The organism is Pseudomonas sp. PAMC25584 (assembly GCF_058135675.1).
Genome location: NZ_CM176870.1, coordinates 830087 through 846806 on the forward strand (window position 1 = coordinate 830087; position 16720 = coordinate 846806).

A 16720-nucleotide genomic window follows, 5' to 3' on the forward strand; every position below is an offset into this window, starting at 1 on the left:
GCCAACAACCCATCACCCAGATCAAGGGCAATAAGAATATGACTGAATACAAACTGGCGCTGGTCGGCTTCGGTGGTGTCAACCGGGCGTTGGCTCAGCTGATTGCCGAACGTAACGACAGCTGGAAAAACGAACTGGGTTTTACCCTGAAAATCGTCGGCGTCACTGATCTGTTCCTCGGTTCGGTGATCGGTCGCGACGGCTTGGATGCCGCGCTGCTGGCCAATCTTCCGGCGGTCAAGGGGGCCTTCGCGCAACTGCCGGGTGGCGAAGCCGATGCCCTCAACGAAGCGGTGATCAAAGAGTCCGGTGCGGACATCATTGCCGAAGCGACCTTTACCAACCCGGTGGATGGCGAGCCGGCGACTTCGTTCTGCCGCTGGGCGCTGGAGAACGGCAAACATGTGGTCACCACCAACAAGGGGCCGATTGCCCTGCACGGTGGCGAGCTGAAAGACCTGGCCCAGCGCAATAACGTCGCCTTTGAATACGAAGGTTCGGTGATGAGCGGCACACCGGTGATCCGCCTGGCCAGGCAGTTGCTGGCGGGCAGTTCGGTTGTCGGTTTCGAGGGGATTCTCAATGGCACATCCAACTTCGTCCTGACCCGCATGGAAGGCGGCCTGGGTTTTGCCGAGGCGGTCAGCGAGGCACAGGCATTGGGGTATGCCGAAGCCGACCCAACGGCGGATGTCGAGGGGCACGATGTGCGTCTGAAGGTGGTGATTCTGGCCAACGAGCTGCTGGACGCCAAGCTGAACGTCAACGATGTCAGTTGCAGCGGGATTGCCTCACTCGGCCTTGGCGACATCGAAAAAGCCCGGCAGGACGGGGCACGCTGGAAGCTGATCGGCGCGGCTACGCGGCATGCCGATGGTTCGGTCAGTGCCAGTGTCGAGCCGCGCCGGTTGAACCATGATCATCCGCTGGCCGCTATTTGCGGCGCCACCAATGCCGTGTCGTTCGCCACCGATCTGCTCGGCGCGGTGACGGTTTCGGGGCCGGGAGCTGGGCGCACGGAAACAGCGTTTGCGTTGCTGTCGGACATCATCAGCATCCATCAGTCTGTTGCGCACAACTAGGAGAACGCCTGTGAATCTATCGAGTCTTGCGCGGGCTGCCGTGGCGCCGCACATCGAAGTCTTCAACCCCTTTGACGGGACCGTTGTCGGGACCGTCGCGGATGTTTGTGCATCGCAGGTTCCGCAGTTGCTGGTGCAGGGTCGCAGCGGTGCGCAAGCCTGCGCCGCACTGCCGCGTCATCGTCGGGCACGCATTCTCGAACAGGCCGCCTTGCACATCGAACGCGATGCCCCGGCATTTGCCCGGCTGATTGTCGAAGAAGCCGGCAAGACCCTCAAGCAGGCGGAAAAAGAGGTCAAACGCTGCGTCAACACCCTCAAACTGTCTGCCGAAGAGGCCAGGCGCAATGCCGGGGAAGTGGTGCCGTTCGATGCCTATGAGGGCTCCGAGTCGCGCCAGGGCTGGTTCTCTCGCGAGCCGCTGGGCCTGATCGTCGCGATCACCCCGTACAACGATCCATTGAATCTGGTGGCGCACAAGCTCGGTCCGGCCATTGCCGGCGGCAACGCCGTGATTCTCAAACCGTCTGAGCTGGCGCCGTTGTCGGCGATCAAATTGGTCTCGTATCTGGTTGAGGCCGGGTTGCCCGAGTCGGTGGTCACCGTCGCCACCGGCGGCGCGGAACTGGGCAAGGCCTTGGTCGCCTGCCGTGAGGTGCGGATGATTTCCTTTACTGGCGGCTTCGTCACCGGCGAGCAAATTGCCCGCACGGCCGGCCTGAAGAAGCTCGCCATGGACTTGGGCGGCAATGCGCCGGTGATCGTCATGGCGGACTGCAACCTTGCGGCCGCCGTCGACAGTTGCCTGTCCGGGGCCTTCTGGGCGGCGGGACAGAACTGCATCGGCACTCAGCGCCTGCTGATCCAGGCCTCGATCTACGAGCTGTTCCGCGAGCACTTCGTCAGCCTGGCGCAGAAACTGGTGACCGGCGACCCATTGCTTGCCAGCACCGACATCGGCCCGATGATTACCCCCCAAGCGGCGCAGAATGCCGAGCAGGTGGTAAACGAAGCGTTGAAGGAAGGTGCCCGGTTACTTTGCGGCCACCGGCGCCAGGGCCCGTGCTACGCCGCCACCGTGCTGGAAAACGTCGATCATGCCAGTCGCCTGTGGCGCAACGAAGTGTTTGCCCCAGTGGTCGTGTTGCAGCCTTTCGAAACCTTCGAGGAGGCCATCGCGTTGGCCAATGAACCCGAATACAGCCTGCACGCGGGGATCTTCACCAATGACCTGGCGACGGCGATGAGTGCGGCGCGGCGGATCGAGGCGGGTGGCGTGATGATCAACGACTCGTCCGACTATCGTTTTGATGCGATGCCGTTTGGCGGCTCCAAGTACGGCAGCCTCGGCCGGGAAGGCGTGCGCTTTGCCTATGAGGAAATGACCCAGCCCAAAGTGGTGTGTCTGAACACCTTGGGTTAAGCGATTCACGGCAAATAAAATGAGGTCGTTTGGCATTGGGAAGGTCTGGTCACCCGCCCAATGCTTTTTTCTAGCATTAGCCATGCATTATCTGCCGCGTCGCACGGGCACCTCCCGGTGGTTCTTGTTATCCTGGCTGCCCTCTTTCATGGACGAATACCGAGACAAGCCATGGCTAACCTCACCCCGTCACGCCTCGGGAAGATGCTTCAGGGGCTGCTCTTTGCCCTGATTGGTATCAGCTTGTTGGGCATTGCTGTCAATCTCACGCTTGAACGACGCGAATTCCTCGCCCACGCACAGACCGCCGATGGCATCGTCAGTCGCTTGAATGCCGGTGGTTCGCATCCTGAGATCGCCTTCACCACCCGCAGTGGTGAAAAGATTTCCTACCCCCAGGGCGGCTTTATTTTTGGCTATCAGCAGGGTCAGCCGGTGCGGGTGTATTACCTGCCCGAGCAGCCGGCCAGTAGCGCCATGGTCGATACCCCTGCCGCACTGTGGGCCACTCCCGGGTTACTCGGTTGTATAGGGCTGCTGTTCACCCTTGCCGGCCTGTTAAGGGGCATCCGTCCGCGCGGTCGCGGCGCAGTTCATTCACATAAAGGACTTTGAACGATGAGCTACAACATCCCGATCCCACTCAATGCCAGTCGCTGGCAGTATCAGACCGCAAGCGGTGGCGGTCTGACCGTAGCCCTGGTGGCCGGCAGTGGCGGTTCGATCATCCTGCGTTCGCCCCAGGGCGAGAACGTCAGCTACCGCTACGGCGGCGTCGGAGTGGGGATCGGATTTGGCGCGCGCCTGCCGCGTTTCGGCAAGATCAATATCCAGGTCAAGGGTAAGAGCGTAGCGGCAGCCGGTGCGGCGGAGGCTTTTCCCAGCACTGGCATGGTGTTTGTCAGCGACGCCCTGGTCGGCCGTGACCTGACCAGTGACGACATCACCGGGCCTTGCCTGTATACCGAAGTGGGGGCGGGGCTGGTGGTCGGCGGTTCGGCCATGGCGCTTTTGTTCGGGCTTGATCCCAAGCTGCTCGCGTTGGCGGCGGTTCTAAGCTCCAACCCGGCGACCTCGCTCATTGCCTCCGCCACGGTCAACCGGCAGTTGCTGCAGTCGGCCAAGGGCGCGGTAGTCATGGCCGGCATGAACGCTGGCGTGCAGGCCGGTGGTGGCGCCGTGATCAGCATGGGCTATCTGTTCTAGTCGCGCAGAGCGGGTCGATATAGCGCCCACAAAAAAGCCGCGAATAAACGCGGCTTCTTTGATTCCGACAACGCTTAGACGTTGAAGCGGAAGTGCATCACATCGCCATCTTTGACGATATATTCCTTACCTTCCAGGCGCCATTTCCCGGCTTCCTTTGCACCGGCTTCACCCTTGTACTGGATGAAGTCGTTGTAGGCGATCACTTCGGCGCGGATAAAGCCTTTTTCAAAGTCGGTGTGGATCACGCCGGCAGCCTGTGGCGCGGTGGCGCCGACCTTGACGGTCCAGGCGCGGACTTCTTCGACACCGGCGGTGAAGTAGGTTTGCAGGCTGAGCATTTCGTAACCGGCGCGGATCACGCGGTTCAGGCCAGGCTCTTCCAGGCCCAGGGCCTCGAGGAACATGTCCTTTTCTTCGCCGTCATCGAGCTCGGCGATTTCCGCTTCGATCTTGTTGCACACCGGCACCACGATCGCGCCTTCTTCGTCGGCGATGGCCTTGACCACGTCGAGCAGCGGGTTGTTCTCGAAGCCGTCTTCGGCGACGTTGGCGATGTACATCACCGGCTTGGTGGTCAGCAGGTGGAAGCCCTTGACCACGGCCTTCTCGTCAGCGCTCATGGTCTTCATCAGGCTGCGTGCCGGCTTGCCCACAGTGAAGTGAGCGATCAGTTGCTCCAGCAGGCCTTTCTGGACCACGGCGTCCTTGTCGCCACCCTTGGCGTTACGCGCAACTTTCTGCAGTTGCTTCTCGCAGCTGTCGAGGTCGGCGAAGATCAGTTCCAGGTCGATGATCTCGATGTCGCGTTTCGGGTCGACGCTGTTGGAGACGTGAATCACGTTCTCGTCTTCAAAGCAGCGGACCACGTGGGCGATGGCATCGGTTTCGCGGATGTTGGCCAGGAACTTGTTACCCAGGCCTTCGCCTTTCGACGCACCGGCCACCAGGCCGGCGATGTCGACGAATTCCATGGTGGTCGGCAGGACGCGCTTGGGGTTGACGATCAGCGCCAGTGCATCCAGGCGCGTATCCGGCATCGGCACGATACCCGTGTTGGGTTCGATGGTGCAGAAGGGGAAGTTCTCCGCCGCAATACCGGACTTGGTCAGCGCGTTGAACAGGGTGGATTTGCCGACGTTGGGCAGGCCGACGATGCCGCAATTGAATCCCATGGTGTTTCCCCTCGGAAAAGAGTCAGGCCTTCTGGCTGTGCAGGTTTTTCATCGCGCGGTTCCATTCCCCGGCGAGGATATCCGGCAGCACGCCGAGGGCAAAATCGATGCAGGCATCGAGTTTTTCCTGTTCGGCGCGTGGCGCACGACCCAGGACGAAATTTGAAACCATACTGGCAACGCCTGGGTGGCCAATGCCGAGCCGCAGGCGGTAAAAGGTATTCTGATTGCCCAACTGCGCGATGATGTCGCGCAGGCCATTGTGCCCGCCATGCCCGCCGCCTTGCTTGAGCTTGGCAACGCCGGGTGGCAGGTCCAGTTCGTCATGGGCCACCAGGATCTCTTCGGGTTTGATCCGGAAGAACCCCGCAAGCGCCGCGACAGCCTGGCCGCTGCGGTTCATGTAGGTGGTGGGAATCAACAGACGAACATCCTGACCCTGATGCGAAAAGCGTCCGGTCAGGCCAAAATACTTGCGATCGGCCACCAGGTTTACACCTTGGGCGTGGGCGATGCGCTCAACAAAAAGGGCCCCCGCGTTATGCCGGGTCTGTTCGTATTCGGCGCCTGGATTTCCCAGGCCAACGATCAGTTTAATGGCAGTCACGACAGGGGCCCTTCCTTTGGAGTTGTGGATAACATTGCCGACCTGAGTGCGGCGAAAGTGGACGACAAGAGATCATTTACTCAAGAGTAAACGCCGCGTTATCGCCCGCTTTCTCGCTACGTTTCGGTCCGCGATGTTTCCTCAAGCTCCGGCAATACAGAGTGAATTACTCTGCAGCGCCTTCTTCAGCTTCTGGAGCAACGCGTGGAGCGTGAACGTTGGCAACCGCTTTGTCATCACCGTGAACCAGTGCGACAAACTCAACGCCTTTAGGGGCTTTGAGGTCGGACAGGTGGATGATTTCGCCGATTTCCATAGCCGACAGGTCGACTTCGATGAACTCAGGCAGGTCTTTCGGCAGGCAGGTCACTTCGATCTCGGCAACAACGTGCGAAACTTCGCCGCCTTTCTTGATCGGAGCTTCTTCACCAACAAAGTGCACAGGCACGATGGCGGTCAGTTTCTGGCCGGCAACGACGCGAACGAAGTCAGCGTGCAGCACGTGGCCTTTAGCTGGGTGACGTTGCAGCGCCTTGATGATGACGTTCTGCTTGGTGCCGCCGATGTTCAGCGAGATGATGTGGCTGTAGGCCGCATCGTTTTCCAGCAGTTTGGCAACTTCTTTAGCCAGCATGCTGATGGATTCAGGGGCTTTTTCGCCACCGTAAACTACAGCTGGAACCAGGCTTGCGAGACGACGCAGGCGGCGGCTCGCACCTTTCCCCAGGTCGGAACGCACTTCAGCATTCAGAATAAATTCGTTCATGTTGTATCTCCAAAATAACCACATTCGCCCCAGCGTTTGCGACCAGCGCTAAAGGCGATATGGGCAAAAAAGCCCCGCCCCAACAATATGCTGGGGCGGGGCGCTTTTCGTCAGTGAGGTGATCCGTTGGTTTGACCCTTAACGGAACATCGCACTGATCGATTCTTCGTTACTGATGCGGCGAACCGCTTCGGCAACTACCGGTGCGATATCCAGTTGACGGATACGCGAACAGGCTTGAGCAGCAGCGGACAACGGGATGGTGTTGGTCACCACCAGTTCGTCCAGCATTGAGTTCTCGATGTTCTCGATCGCTCGGCCCGACAGCACAGGGTGCGTGCAGTAGGCGAAGACTTTTGCCGCACCGTGCTCTTTCAAGGCTTTAGCCGCGTGGCACAGGGTGCCGGCGGTGTCGACCATGTCATCAACCAGAATACAGGTACGCCCTTCGACATCACCGATGATATGCATCACTTCAGAGTGATTGGCTTTCTCGCGGCGTTTGTCGATGATCCCGAGATCAACGCCCAAGGATTTGGCAACAGCCCGTGCACGCACGACGCCACCAATGTCCGGGGACACGATCATCAGGTTTTCAAAGCGCTGGTCTTCGATGTCATCCACCAATACGGGGGAGCCGTAGATGTTATCTACCGGAATATCGAAGAACCCCTGGATTTGGTCAGCGTGCAGGTCAACCGTGAGAACACGGTCGATGCCTACCACGGTGAGCATGTCAGCCACGACTTTCGCGCTGATAGCCACACGTGCGGAACGCGGACGGCGATCCTGACGGGCATAACCAAAGTAAGGGATTACAGCTGTGATTCGAGTCGCTGAGGAGCGGCGGAAGGCATCAGCCATCACGACGAGTTCCATCAGGTTATCGTTGGTCGGAGCGCAGGTCGGCTGAATAATGAAGACGTCTTTACCGCGAACGTTTTCATTGATCTCGGCGGTAATTTCGCCGTCGGAGAACTTACCGACAGAGATGTCACCGAGAGGGATATGCAGCTGACGAACGACACGTCGAGCCAGATCGGGGTTGGCGTTCCCCGTAAAGACCATCATCTTGGACACGCGCAGTACCTAGAGGCTGAGGGTAACCTGGATGAGTAAAGGAAAATGGCAGGGGCGGCTGGATTCGAACCAACGCATGGCAGGATCAAAACCTGCTGCCTTACCGCTTGGCGACGCCCCTGTATCTGTTGCAACGAGTACCCAGTACTCGGTTCCTTTTAGAGCAGACTTTGCAGCTTGCGATGCAACATCGAAACGTTGCTTCCTTTTGCCACAAACCCTGTAAGGGTCTCTGTAAGAAGGGCCGAGACTTTATCAGCTTCAGCTTTGTTTGGGAAGCCCCCAAACACACAACTTCCAGTGCCGGTTAATTTTGCTTCGGTAAATTTACCTAACAAACTCAAAGCGTTACGTACTTCTGGGTAACGCCTTGCTACAACCGGTAAGCAGTCATTTCGACTGTTTCCCTTGGGAACGGGGCGCACTTTAATGGGAGGAGAGTTACGTGTCAACAGCGGATCTGAAAAAATTTCTGCTGTACTTACAGATACTTGCGGGACAAGCACGACATACCACGGCTCTTCCGGGTATTCAGGGGTGAGTTTTTCCCCCACACCCTCGGCAAAAGCAGCGTGCCCGCGCACGAAAACCGGGACGTCGGCACCCAGGGTCAGGCCCAGCGTGGCCAGGCGATCGAGGTCCCAGCCGAGCTGCCACAAGTGGTTCAGACCCAGCAGTGTGGTCGCGGCATTCGAGCTGCCGCCACCGATGCCGCCGCCCATGGGCAGGACTTTATCGATCCAGATGTCGATGCCGAGCGTGCAGCCGGATTGTGCCTGAAGTTTTTTCGCGGCCTTCACGATCAGGTTGCTGTCGTGGGGCACGCCTTCGAGTTCGGTGTGCAGTCGGATCACGCCATCGTCGCGTAGGGCGAACGTCAGTTCATCGCCGTAGTCGAGAAATTGAAACAGCGTCTGCAACTCGTGGTAGCCGTCTTCGCGGCGACCCAGAATGTGCAGCATCAGATTGAGTTTGGCCGGGGAGGGCAGGGTCAGTTTCTCTACGCTCACGTTATTGCCCCAGCTTGCGCGGTTGCCAGTCCTTGATCACCAGCGTGACGTCAAGGTCGGTGCCGTGCAGTTTGATCCGTTCAGGCAGCCAATAACCGCTCTGCTGCACGTAGCTCAGGTATTCGACCTTCCAGCCGTCCTGTTCCAGGGACGCCAGGCGGCTATCGCCATTGAGGCTCAGGCGGCTTTTGCTGTCAGGTGCGGGCAAGCCGCGTACCCACCATACCAGGTGCGACACCGGCAACTTCCAGCCGATCTGCTCTTCCAGCAGCGCCTCCGGGGAGGCGGCTTCGTAGCGACCCTGGTTGGCCACTTCGAGGCTGACTTGCCCCGGTCGGCCGGTCAGGCGGGCGGCGCCTCGACCCAACGGGCCGGACAAGCGGATATCGAAGTAATCCTGGCGTTGCAGCCAGAACAAGGTGCCGCTGCCGGAATCTTTCGGCGCACGCACCCCGACTTTTCCTTCGATCTGCCAGCCATCAATGCTGCTGAGCTGTGCCTTGTGCTGTTTCCATTGCGCCGGGCTGCCCTGGCCTTCAACGGATTCGCGGGCGCCAAAGCCCGCACAACCGGCGAGCAAGGCGATGAAGCTGAAAACAATAAAGTGGCGCAAGAACATAAACTTAAAGGGTCTCGGAACCGGTCAGGCGCTTGATGGTGCTGCGCAGGATGGGGCTTTCGGGTTGTTCCTTGAGGAACTTTTCCCAGATTTGTCGGGCTTCGCGCTGTTTGCCGTTGGCCCAGAGCACTTCGCCCAGGTGTGCAGCGACTTCCTGGTCGGGGAAGCGCTCCAGCGCCATGCGCAGCAGGCGCTCAGCCTCGTCCAGGTTGCCCAGGCGGTAATTCACCCAGCCCAGGCTGTCGAGTACGGCCGGGTCTTCCGGGTTGAGCTTGTGGGCCTGTTCGATCAGCACCTTGGCTTCGGCGTAACGCGTGGTGCGGTCGGACAAGGTGTAACCCAGGGCATTGAGCGCCATGGCGTTTTCCGGATCGCGCTTGATGATCAGGCGCAGGTCCTTTTCCATCTGTGCCAGGTCATTGCGTTTTTCCGCCTGCATCGCGCGGGTGTAGAGCAGGTTCAGATCGTCGGGGTATTGCAGCAAGGCTTGTTGCAAGACTTTCCAGGCGCGCTCGCCCTGATGGTTGGCCGACAAGGTCTCGGCCTGGATCAGGTACAGCTGGATCGCGTAGTCCGGTTCAGCCTCGCGGGCCGCAGCCAGGCGTTTTTCCGCCTCGTCGGTACGACCGTTGCTCATCAGGATGTCGGCCTGGCGCAACTGGGCGGGCAGGTAATCGTTGCCGGGACCGACCTGGGCGTATTCGAGCAGGGCGGCCTGGGGGTCGTTGTTTTCTTCGGCGACGCGGCCGAGGTTCAGGTGCGCCGAGTCCACGTGGCTTTCGCGCTCGATCAACTCTTCCAGGTAGCCCTTGGCCTCGTCCCAGGCCTTGGCTTCCAGGCACACCAGCGCCAGGGAGTAGCGCAATTCGTCATCGTCCGGGTATTGCTGGACCAGGTTGGCGAACTGCACTTTGGCGTCCTCCATGCGGTCCTGCTCCACCAGCGTGCGCGCGTAAGTCAGGCGCAGGCGCTTGTCGTCCGGGTATTTCTTGATGCTTTTTTCCAGCAGCGGAATCGCTTCTTTGCCGCGATTGAGGTTCTGCAGCAGGCGGGCGCGCAGCAAGATCGGCGCAATCTCGCCTTCTTCCGGCGGGTTCTGTTCGAGCAGCTTCAGTGCGGCTTCGGCTTCGTCGTCCTGTTGCAGCAGCAAGGCCTTGCCGAACACGAGCTGGCTGTTCTTCGGGTGTTTTTGCAGCAGGCGGTCGAAACTCTTCATCAGCCCGTTGCGCGTGTCCGGGTCGGTGTCGGCCGCCGACAGCGCAAGAAAGTCGAAATGAGTGTCGCCCTTGCCCTGCAGGACTTTCTCCATATAGGCCATGGAGTCGTCATAGCGCCCGGAGCGCGCCAATTGAATGGCCGCCGCCCGTTGGGCTTCCAGATCGTCCGGCGCGTTTTTCGCCCAGATCAGCGAAGTGTCCAGTGCGGCCTGATCGGCCCCCAGGTACTCGGCGATGCGAAACGCCCGCTCCGAGATGCCCGGATCTTGCGTATTGATGGCCTGGGTCACGTAGTTATCCAGCGCAATATCGAAACGATTGCGCTGGCCGGCCAGTTCTGCGGTCAGCAGGCTGTACACCGTTTCTTCGCTGAACGAGGAGTAAACCTTGGGCTTTTCAGGGGCTGGGGTGCTCTCTTCCACCGGCGGTGTACCGTCCGGCGACACGGGGGCCATGGCCTGGCAGCCGTTGAGGAAGACAAAAGCAAGGAGCAACGCGGAGGATCTATTCATATAGGAAGAGGACGACTTACCTGCGGTCGGATCATCATGACACAAGCCTTCGGCCAAACATAACCGAGTCTCAATGGATGCCTTTATAGGCACGACGCATAGGGACAATAGACGACGGTGGTTGTTCTGAATCTATCGAAGTAGGACAATTGTCGGCTTTCCGACATCATCAGCGATATTGAATGGCCTTCCTTGCACTCGGTATTAACCACAAAACTGCCTCCGTAGACGTGCGCGAGCGCGTGGCGTTTACGCCTGAGCAGTTGGTTGAGGCCTTGCAGCAGCTCTGCCGACTCACCGACAGCCGCGAAGCTGCGATCCTTTCGACCTGTAATCGCAGCGAGCTTTATATAGAGCAGGAGCATCTTTCAGCGGATGTCGTACTGCGCTGGCTGGCCGATTACCACCATTTGGACGTCAACGACCTGCGCGCGAGCGCTTATGTGCATGAGGACGATGCGGCAGTTCGTCACATGATGCGTGTGGCGTCCGGTCTCGATTCGCTGGTATTGGGCGAGCCGCAGATCCTCGGCCAGATGAAATCCGCCTACGCCGTGGCGCGTGAGGCTGGCACTGTGGGGCCGCTGCTGGGGCGCCTGTTCCAGGCCACGTTCAATTCCGCCAAGCAGGTGCGCACCGACACTGCCATCGGGGAAAACCCGGTGTCCGTGGCATTTGCCGCCGTCAGCCTGGCCAAACAGATTTTCAGCGACTTGCAGCGCAGCCAGGCCTTGCTGATCGGTGCCGGTGAGACCATCACCCTGGTCGCCCGCCACCTGCACGACCTCGGCGTGAAGCGTATCGTCGTCGCCAACCGTACCCTGGAGCGTGCCAGCATCCTGGCCGAACAGTTCGGCGCCCACGCCGTGCTGTTGGCGGACATCCCGGCCGAACTGGTGCGCAGCGACATCGTGATCAGTTCTACCGCCAGCCAGTTGCCGATCCTGGGTAAAGGCGCGGTGGAAAGCGCGCTGAAGCTGCGCAAGCACAAGCCGATCTTCATGGTCGATATTGCCGTTCCCCGCGATATCGAGCCGGAAGTCGGCGAGTTGGACGACGTTTACCTGTATAGCGTCGACGATCTGCACGAAGTGGTCGCCGAAAACCTCAAGAGTCGCCAGGGCGCGGCCCAGGCCGCCGAGGAAATGGTCAGCGTCGGCGCCGAAGATTTCATGGTGCGCCTGCGCGAACTGGCGGCGGTGGACGTGCTCAAGGCGTATCGTCAACAGGGCGAACGCCTGCGCGACGAGGAGTTGAGCAAGGCCCAGCGTTTGTTGGCCAATGGCGGCAACGCCGAAGACGTGCTGATGCAACTGGCCCGCGGCTTGACCAACAAATTGCTGCACGCCCCCAGCGTACAACTGAAAAAACTCACTGCCGAAGGCCGCCTCGATGCGCTGGCCATGGCGCAGGAACTCTTTGCCCTCGGTGAGGGCGCGTCAGATAGCTCTTCGGATAAAAAACCGCAATGAAAGCGTCACTGCTCAACAAACTGGACGTGCTCCAGGACCGTTTCGAAGAACTGACCGCCTTGCTCGGCGACGGCGAGGTCATCTCCGATCAGACCAAGTTCCGTGCTTATTCCAAGGAATACGCCGAAGTTGAGCCCATTGTGGTCACCTACCAGAACCTGTTGAAAGTACAGGCCGACCTTGAAGGCGCCCAGGCGCTGCTCAAGGACAGCGACCCGGACATGCGTGAAATGGCCGTGGAAGAAGTCCGTGAGGCCAAAGACAAATTGGCCGAGCTCGAAGGCGACCTGCAACGCATGCTGCTGCCCAAGGACCCCAACGACGGGCGCAACGTCTTCCTCGAAATCCGCGCCGGCACCGGCGGCGACGAGGCGGCGATTTTCTCCGGCGACCTGTTCCGCATGTATTCGCGTTATGCCGAACGGCGCGGCTGGCGCATCGAGATCCTGTCCGAGAACGAGGGCGAACACGGCGGCTATAAAGAAGTCATCGCCCGCGTCGAAGGCGACAATGTGTACGGCAAGCTGAAATTCGAATCCGGTGCGCACCGCGTGCAGCGGGTGCCGGCCACCGAATCCCAAGGCCGTATCCACACCTCGGCGTGTACCGTGGCGGTGTTGCCCGAGCCGGACGAGCAGGAAGCCATCGAGATCAACCCGGCGGACCTGCGCGTCGACACCTACCGTTCATCCGGTGCCGGTGGTCAGCACATCAACAAGACCGACTCGGCGATCCGCATCACGCACTTGCCGTCGGGCATCGTGGTGGAGTGCCAGGAAGAGCGTTCCCAGCACAAGAACCGGGCGCGGGCCATGTCCTGGCTGTCGGCCAAGCTGAATGACCAGCAGACCAGCGCCGCCGCCAACGCGATTGCCAGTGAGCGCAAACTGCTGGTGGGTTCGGGCGACCGTTCCGAGCGCATCCGCACCTACAACTTTGCCCAGGGCCGGGTCACCGACCACCGGGTCAACCTCACGCTCTACTGCCTGGACGAGATTCTCGCCGGTGGCATCGACGCGGTGATCGAGCCATTGCTCGTCGAATACCAGGCCGACCAATTGGCGGCGATAGGTGAATAAATGACCATCATCGCCAGCCTGCTCCGCGCCGCCGAGCTGCCCGACTCGCCCACCGCACGCCTGGACGTGGAGCTGTTGCTCGCGGCTGCCCTGGGCAAGTCCCGCAGCTACCTGCACACCTGGCCGGAAAAAATCGTCAGCAGCGAAGCCGCGCTGACCTTCGCCGATTACCTGCAACGCCGCCGCGCCGGTGAGCCGGTGGCCTATATCCTCGGCCAGCAAGGCTTCTGGAAGCTGGACCTGGAGGTCGCGCCCCACACGCTGATCCCACGCCCGGACACCGAACTGCTGGTCGAGGCGGCCCTGGAATTGTTACCCGCAACGCCGGCCAAGGTGCTCGACCTCGGCACTGGCAGCGGTGCCATCGCCCTGGCCCTGGCCAGTGAACGCCCGGCCTGGCACGTCACCGCCGTCGACCGCGTACTCGAAGCCGTGGCCCTGGCCGAACGCAATCGCCAACGCCTGAACCTGCACAACGCCACCGTGCTCAACAGTCATTGGTTCAGCGCGTTGCAGGGCCACACCTACGATCTGATCATCAGCAACCCGCCCTACATCGCCGCCAACGACCCGCACCTGGTGGCTGGCGATGTGCGCTTCGAGCCGGCCAGTGCGCTGGTAGCCGGTCATGATGGGTTGGACGACCTGCGCCTGATCATCGCCGACGCGCCAGCGCACCTCGCTGCTGGCGGTTGGCTGTTGCTGGAACACGGTTACGACCAGGCCGCAGCGGTGCGTGACCTGTTGCTGAGCCAAGGCTTTGAAGGCGTACACAGCCGCATCGACCTCGGCGGCCACGAACGCATCAGCCTGGGACACCGGCCGTGCTGACCGATCAGGAGCTGTTGCGCTATAGCCGACAGATTCTGTTGCAGCAGGTCGACATCGACGGCCAATTGCGCCTGAAAAACGCCCGCGCCTTGATCGTCGGCCTCGGCGGCCTGGGCGCGCCCGTGGCGCTGTACCTGGCGGCCGCCGGTGTCGGCGAGTTGCACCTGGCAGATTTCGACACCGTCGACCTGACCAACCTGCAACGCCAGATCATCCATGACACCGACAGCGTCGGCCTGAGCAAGGTCGATTCGGCCATCCGCCGTCTGAGCGCGATCAACCCTGAGGTCAAACTGCTCACTCACCGGACTGCGCTGGATGCCGATTCCCTGGCGGCGGCGGTGGCGGCGGTGGATGTAGTGCTCGATTGCAGCGACAATTTTTCCACCCGCGAAGCGGTCAACGCCGCCTGCGTGGCCGCCGGCACACCGTTGGTCAGCGGCGCGGCGATCCGCCTGGACGGGCAACTGTCGGTGTTCGACCCGCGCCGCGCCGACAGCCCGTGTTACCACTGTATATACGGGCACGGCAGCGACACCGAACTGACCTGCAGCGAAGCCGGCGTGGTTGGCCCGCTGGTCGGTCTGGTGGGCAGCCTGCAGGCGCTTGAAGCGTTGAAATTGCTCGCCGGTTTCGGCGAGCCCTTGGTCGGACGCTTGTTGCTGATCGATGCCTTGACCACACGTTTCCGTGAGTTGCGCGTCAAGCGCGACCCCGGTTGCAGCGTGTGTGGGACGCACCGTGGTTAAGGATGCACCGATCGGTGTGTTCGACTCCGGCATCGGCGGGTTGACGGTGCTGGAGGAAATCCAGCAACTGTTGCCCCATGAGTCGCTGCTGTACGTCGCCGATTGCGGGCACATCCCCTACGGCGAGAAAACCCCTGACTTTATTTACGAGCGTTCGCACCGGGTCGCCGAGTTTTTCCGCGAGCAGGGCGCGAAGGCCTTTGTGATTGCCTGCAACACGGCGACCGTCGCCGCCGTGGCCGATTTGCGCCAGGACTACCCCGACTGGCCGCTGGTGGGCATGGAGCCCGCCGTCAAACCCGCCGCCGCCGCGACCCGCAGTGGCGTGGTCGGTGTGCTCGCCACCACTGGCACCCTGCAAAGTGCCAAGTTCGCCGCGTTACTCGACCGTTTTGCCACCGATGTGCGGGTGATTACCCAGCCGTGCCCGGGCCTGGTAGAACTGATTGAAACCGGCGACCTGGGCAGCCCGGCCCTGCGCCAGCTATTGCAAGGCTATATCGATCCGCTGCTCAGCGCCGGTTGCGACACCATTATCCTCGGCTGCACCCACTACCCCTTCCTCAAGCCGCTCCTGGCGCAGATGTTGCCCCCCAGCATCAGCCTGATCGACACCGGCGCCGCCGTGGCTCGCCAACTCAAGCGCCTGCTGGGCGAACGCGATCTGCTGGCCACCGGCAAGCCGGAGCCTGCCCAGTTCTGGACCAGCGGCGATGTGTATCACCTAAGAAATATCCTACCGACACTATGGAAACATCCCGGAGTTGTGAGAAGCTTCTGCTCGTGAAAATTTCGTGAATTTTCGCCGTTAGACGCTGAACGTCTGGCACTGCGTTGGCTTCTATAGGTGAGATTGTCTGTGTAAAACCCTATAACTTCGATCGGAAAGGATGTTTCTATATGAAGCGCTTGTTCTGTTTGGCTGCGATTGCAGCCGTTGTGGTGGGACACTCTTTTTCGGCGCAGGCCGCCGGTCTTGAGTTTGGCCTGGGGGCCACCAGTGATTCGACGCTCACCTATCGATTGGGGCTGACGTCGGATTGGGACAAGAGCTGGATGCAGAGCGACGTCGGTCGCCTGACCGGCTATTGGAGTGGCGCTTACACCTATTGGGAAGGTGATCACCGTGCAGGCGCGAGCAGCCTGTCGTTCTCGCCGGTGTTTGTGTACGAGTTCGCCGGGGAGTCGGTAAAGCCTTACATCGAGGCCGGGATCGGGGTGGCGGCGTTTTCCCGCACGCGGCTGGAAGACAACAACCTTGGCCAGGCTTTCCAGTTCGAAGACCGCCTGGGCTTCGGTTTGCGCTTTAACGGCGGGCATGAAGTGGGCATTCGGGCGTTGCATTATTCCAACGCCGGAATCAGCGACCATAACGACGGCGTAGAAAGCTACTCGTTGCACTACACGATGCCGCTGTAACTTCAGAACCCTGCAAAACCCTGTGGGAGGGAGCTTGCCCCCGATAGCGCAGTGTCAGTCGCAGAATTTGCCAACTGACCCACGGCTATCGGGAGCAAGCCCCCTCCCACATTGAGATCAGCGGTAAGCCGTCGCTATCCCTTCGCGCTCGGTCAGGCATTCCGGTGCGCCCATCTCGAACTCCCGGCAAATCAGCGGCCGACGCTCATAAATCGTACACATCATCGTGTTGCGATCCAGCGCCGCGCACCAGCCGTCGTCCAGGCGCAGCATGACTTCGCCGCCCCAATCATCGGTGTCGATATAGCGCTCGGGCACGCCCGTGTCGGTGATCAGCATGACTTCCAGCTGGCAGCAGCAGGCCGCGCACGTCGAGCAGGTGACGACGGGGTCGGTGATTTGGGTATGGGGGATGTTGGTCATAGGCGCGCAGTGTAAGGCAAGCGGGTGCCGCAGGTGTGAAAGGGCTGACA

18 protein-coding genes and 1 tRNA gene are annotated in these 16720 nt (G+C 60.7%); 10 read left to right on the plus strand and 9 right to left on the minus strand.

Annotation, left to right across the window (positions count from 1 at the left end; genetic code table 11):
- Nucleotides 1-38: 38 nt before the first annotated feature.
- The 4 genes from ACS5Q8_RS03690 (at nt 39) to ACS5Q8_RS03705 (ending at nt 3711) form a co-directional block, all read left to right on the plus strand.
- Nucleotides 39-1082: a homoserine dehydrogenase gene (locus tag ACS5Q8_RS03690; protein ID WP_276196431.1), complete on the plus strand. Its 1044-nt coding sequence runs from the start codon at nt 39-41 to the stop codon at nt 1080-1082.
- A 10-nt stretch (nt 1083-1092) separates the two neighbouring features.
- Nucleotides 1093-2505: an aldehyde dehydrogenase family protein gene (locus ACS5Q8_RS03695; RefSeq protein WP_465159845.1), complete on the plus strand. Its 1413-nt coding sequence runs from the start codon at nt 1093-1095 to the stop codon at nt 2503-2505.
- Between the two features lie 171 nt (nt 2506-2676).
- Nucleotides 2677-3120: a DUF3592 domain-containing protein gene (locus ACS5Q8_RS03700; protein ID WP_276196433.1), complete on the plus strand. Its 444-nt coding sequence runs from the start codon at nt 2677-2679 to the stop codon at nt 3118-3120.
- A 3-nt stretch (nt 3121-3123) separates the two neighbouring features.
- Complete coding sequence (locus ACS5Q8_RS03705) at nt 3124-3711, plus strand: hypothetical protein (protein ID WP_276196434.1); 588 nt, start codon at nt 3124-3126, stop codon at nt 3709-3711.
- A gap of 74 nt (nt 3712-3785) precedes the next feature.
- Here the strand turns inward: ACS5Q8_RS03705 and ychF are convergent, their stop codons facing one another.
- The 8 genes from ychF to ACS5Q8_RS03745 all read right to left on the minus strand — a co-directional run bounded on the left by ychF (nt 3786) and on the right by ACS5Q8_RS03745 (nt 10697).
- A complete protein-coding gene (ychF, locus tag ACS5Q8_RS03710; RefSeq protein WP_426100761.1) occupies nt 3786-4886 on the minus strand; it encodes a redox-regulated ATPase YchF in 1101 nt (366 codons plus the stop codon).
- Between the two features lie 22 nt (nt 4887-4908).
- Complete coding sequence (pth, locus tag ACS5Q8_RS03715; RefSeq protein WP_017844407.1) at nt 4909-5493, minus strand: aminoacyl-tRNA hydrolase; 585 nt, start codon at nt 5491-5493, stop codon at nt 4909-4911.
- Nucleotides 5494-5659: 166 nt separating this feature from the next.
- Nucleotides 5660-6259 (minus strand): 50S ribosomal protein L25/general stress protein Ctc, encoded by a 600-nt coding sequence (locus ACS5Q8_RS03720; RefSeq protein ID WP_247397494.1) that lies wholly within the window; start codon nt 6257-6259, stop codon nt 5660-5662.
- A gap of 138 nt (nt 6260-6397) precedes the next feature.
- A complete protein-coding gene (locus ACS5Q8_RS03725) occupies nt 6398-7339 on the minus strand; it encodes a ribose-phosphate pyrophosphokinase (protein WP_003208392.1) in 942 nt (313 codons plus the stop codon).
- 46 nt (nt 7340-7385) lie between these two features.
- Nucleotides 7386-7460: transfer RNA gene (locus ACS5Q8_RS03730), tRNA-Gln, on the minus strand.
- Between the two features lie 37 nt (nt 7461-7497).
- Nucleotides 7498-8349 (minus strand): 4-(cytidine 5'-diphospho)-2-C-methyl-D-erythritol kinase, encoded by an 852-nt coding sequence (gene ispE / locus ACS5Q8_RS03735; protein WP_276196435.1) that lies wholly within the window; start codon nt 8347-8349, stop codon nt 7498-7500.
- A gap of 1 nt (nt 8350) precedes the next feature.
- Nucleotides 8351-8968 carry a lipoprotein insertase outer membrane protein LolB gene (gene lolB, locus ACS5Q8_RS03740; protein ID WP_276196436.1) on the minus strand — a complete coding sequence of 206 codons (618 nt, stop codon included), beginning with the start codon at nt 8966-8968 and terminating at the stop codon, nt 8351-8353.
- 4 nt (nt 8969-8972) lie between these two features.
- Nucleotides 8973-10697, minus strand: coding sequence for a tetratricopeptide repeat protein (locus tag ACS5Q8_RS03745; RefSeq protein ID WP_276196437.1), 1725 nt, complete (start codon nt 10695-10697; stop codon nt 8973-8975).
- Between the two features lie 182 nt (nt 10698-10879).
- On the opposite strand from ACS5Q8_RS03745, the gene hemA reads away from it, so the two are divergent.
- The 6 genes from hemA to ACS5Q8_RS03775 all read left to right on the plus strand — a co-directional run bounded on the left by hemA (nt 10880) and on the right by ACS5Q8_RS03775 (nt 16247).
- Nucleotides 10880-12169: a glutamyl-tRNA reductase gene (hemA, locus tag ACS5Q8_RS03750; protein WP_276196438.1), complete on the plus strand. Its 1290-nt coding sequence runs from the start codon at nt 10880-10882 to the stop codon at nt 12167-12169.
- Complete coding sequence (prfA, locus tag ACS5Q8_RS03755) at nt 12166-13248, plus strand: peptide chain release factor 1 (protein WP_276196439.1); 1083 nt, start codon at nt 12166-12168, stop codon at nt 13246-13248. The genes hemA and prfA overlap by 4 nt, the downstream gene beginning before the upstream one ends.
- On the plus strand, nt 13249-14079 hold the full coding sequence (gene prmC, locus ACS5Q8_RS03760; protein ID WP_443696720.1) for a peptide chain release factor N(5)-glutamine methyltransferase: 831 nt from the start codon (nt 13249-13251) through the stop codon (nt 14077-14079).
- Nucleotides 14073-14828: a molybdopterin-synthase adenylyltransferase MoeB gene (locus tag ACS5Q8_RS03765; protein WP_465159846.1), complete on the plus strand. Its 756-nt coding sequence runs from the start codon at nt 14073-14075 to the stop codon at nt 14826-14828. The genes prmC and ACS5Q8_RS03765 overlap by 7 nt, the downstream gene beginning before the upstream one ends.
- Nucleotides 14821-15615: a glutamate racemase gene (gene murI, locus ACS5Q8_RS03770; RefSeq protein WP_276196442.1), complete on the plus strand. Its 795-nt coding sequence runs from the start codon at nt 14821-14823 to the stop codon at nt 15613-15615. Before ACS5Q8_RS03765 ends, murI begins: the two co-directional genes overlap by 8 nt.
- 113 nt (nt 15616-15728) lie before the next feature.
- Nucleotides 15729-16247, plus strand: a complete 519-nt coding sequence (locus ACS5Q8_RS03775) for an acyloxyacyl hydrolase (RefSeq protein WP_276196443.1) — start codon at nt 15729-15731, stop codon at nt 16245-16247.
- 117 nt (nt 16248-16364) lie between these two features.
- On the opposite strand, the gene ACS5Q8_RS03780 is transcribed toward ACS5Q8_RS03775, so the two are convergent.
- Nucleotides 16365-16670 (minus strand): YkgJ family cysteine cluster protein, encoded by a 306-nt coding sequence (locus ACS5Q8_RS03780; RefSeq protein ID WP_276196444.1) that lies wholly within the window; start codon nt 16668-16670, stop codon nt 16365-16367.
- Between the last annotated feature and the right edge of the window lie 50 nt (nt 16671-16720).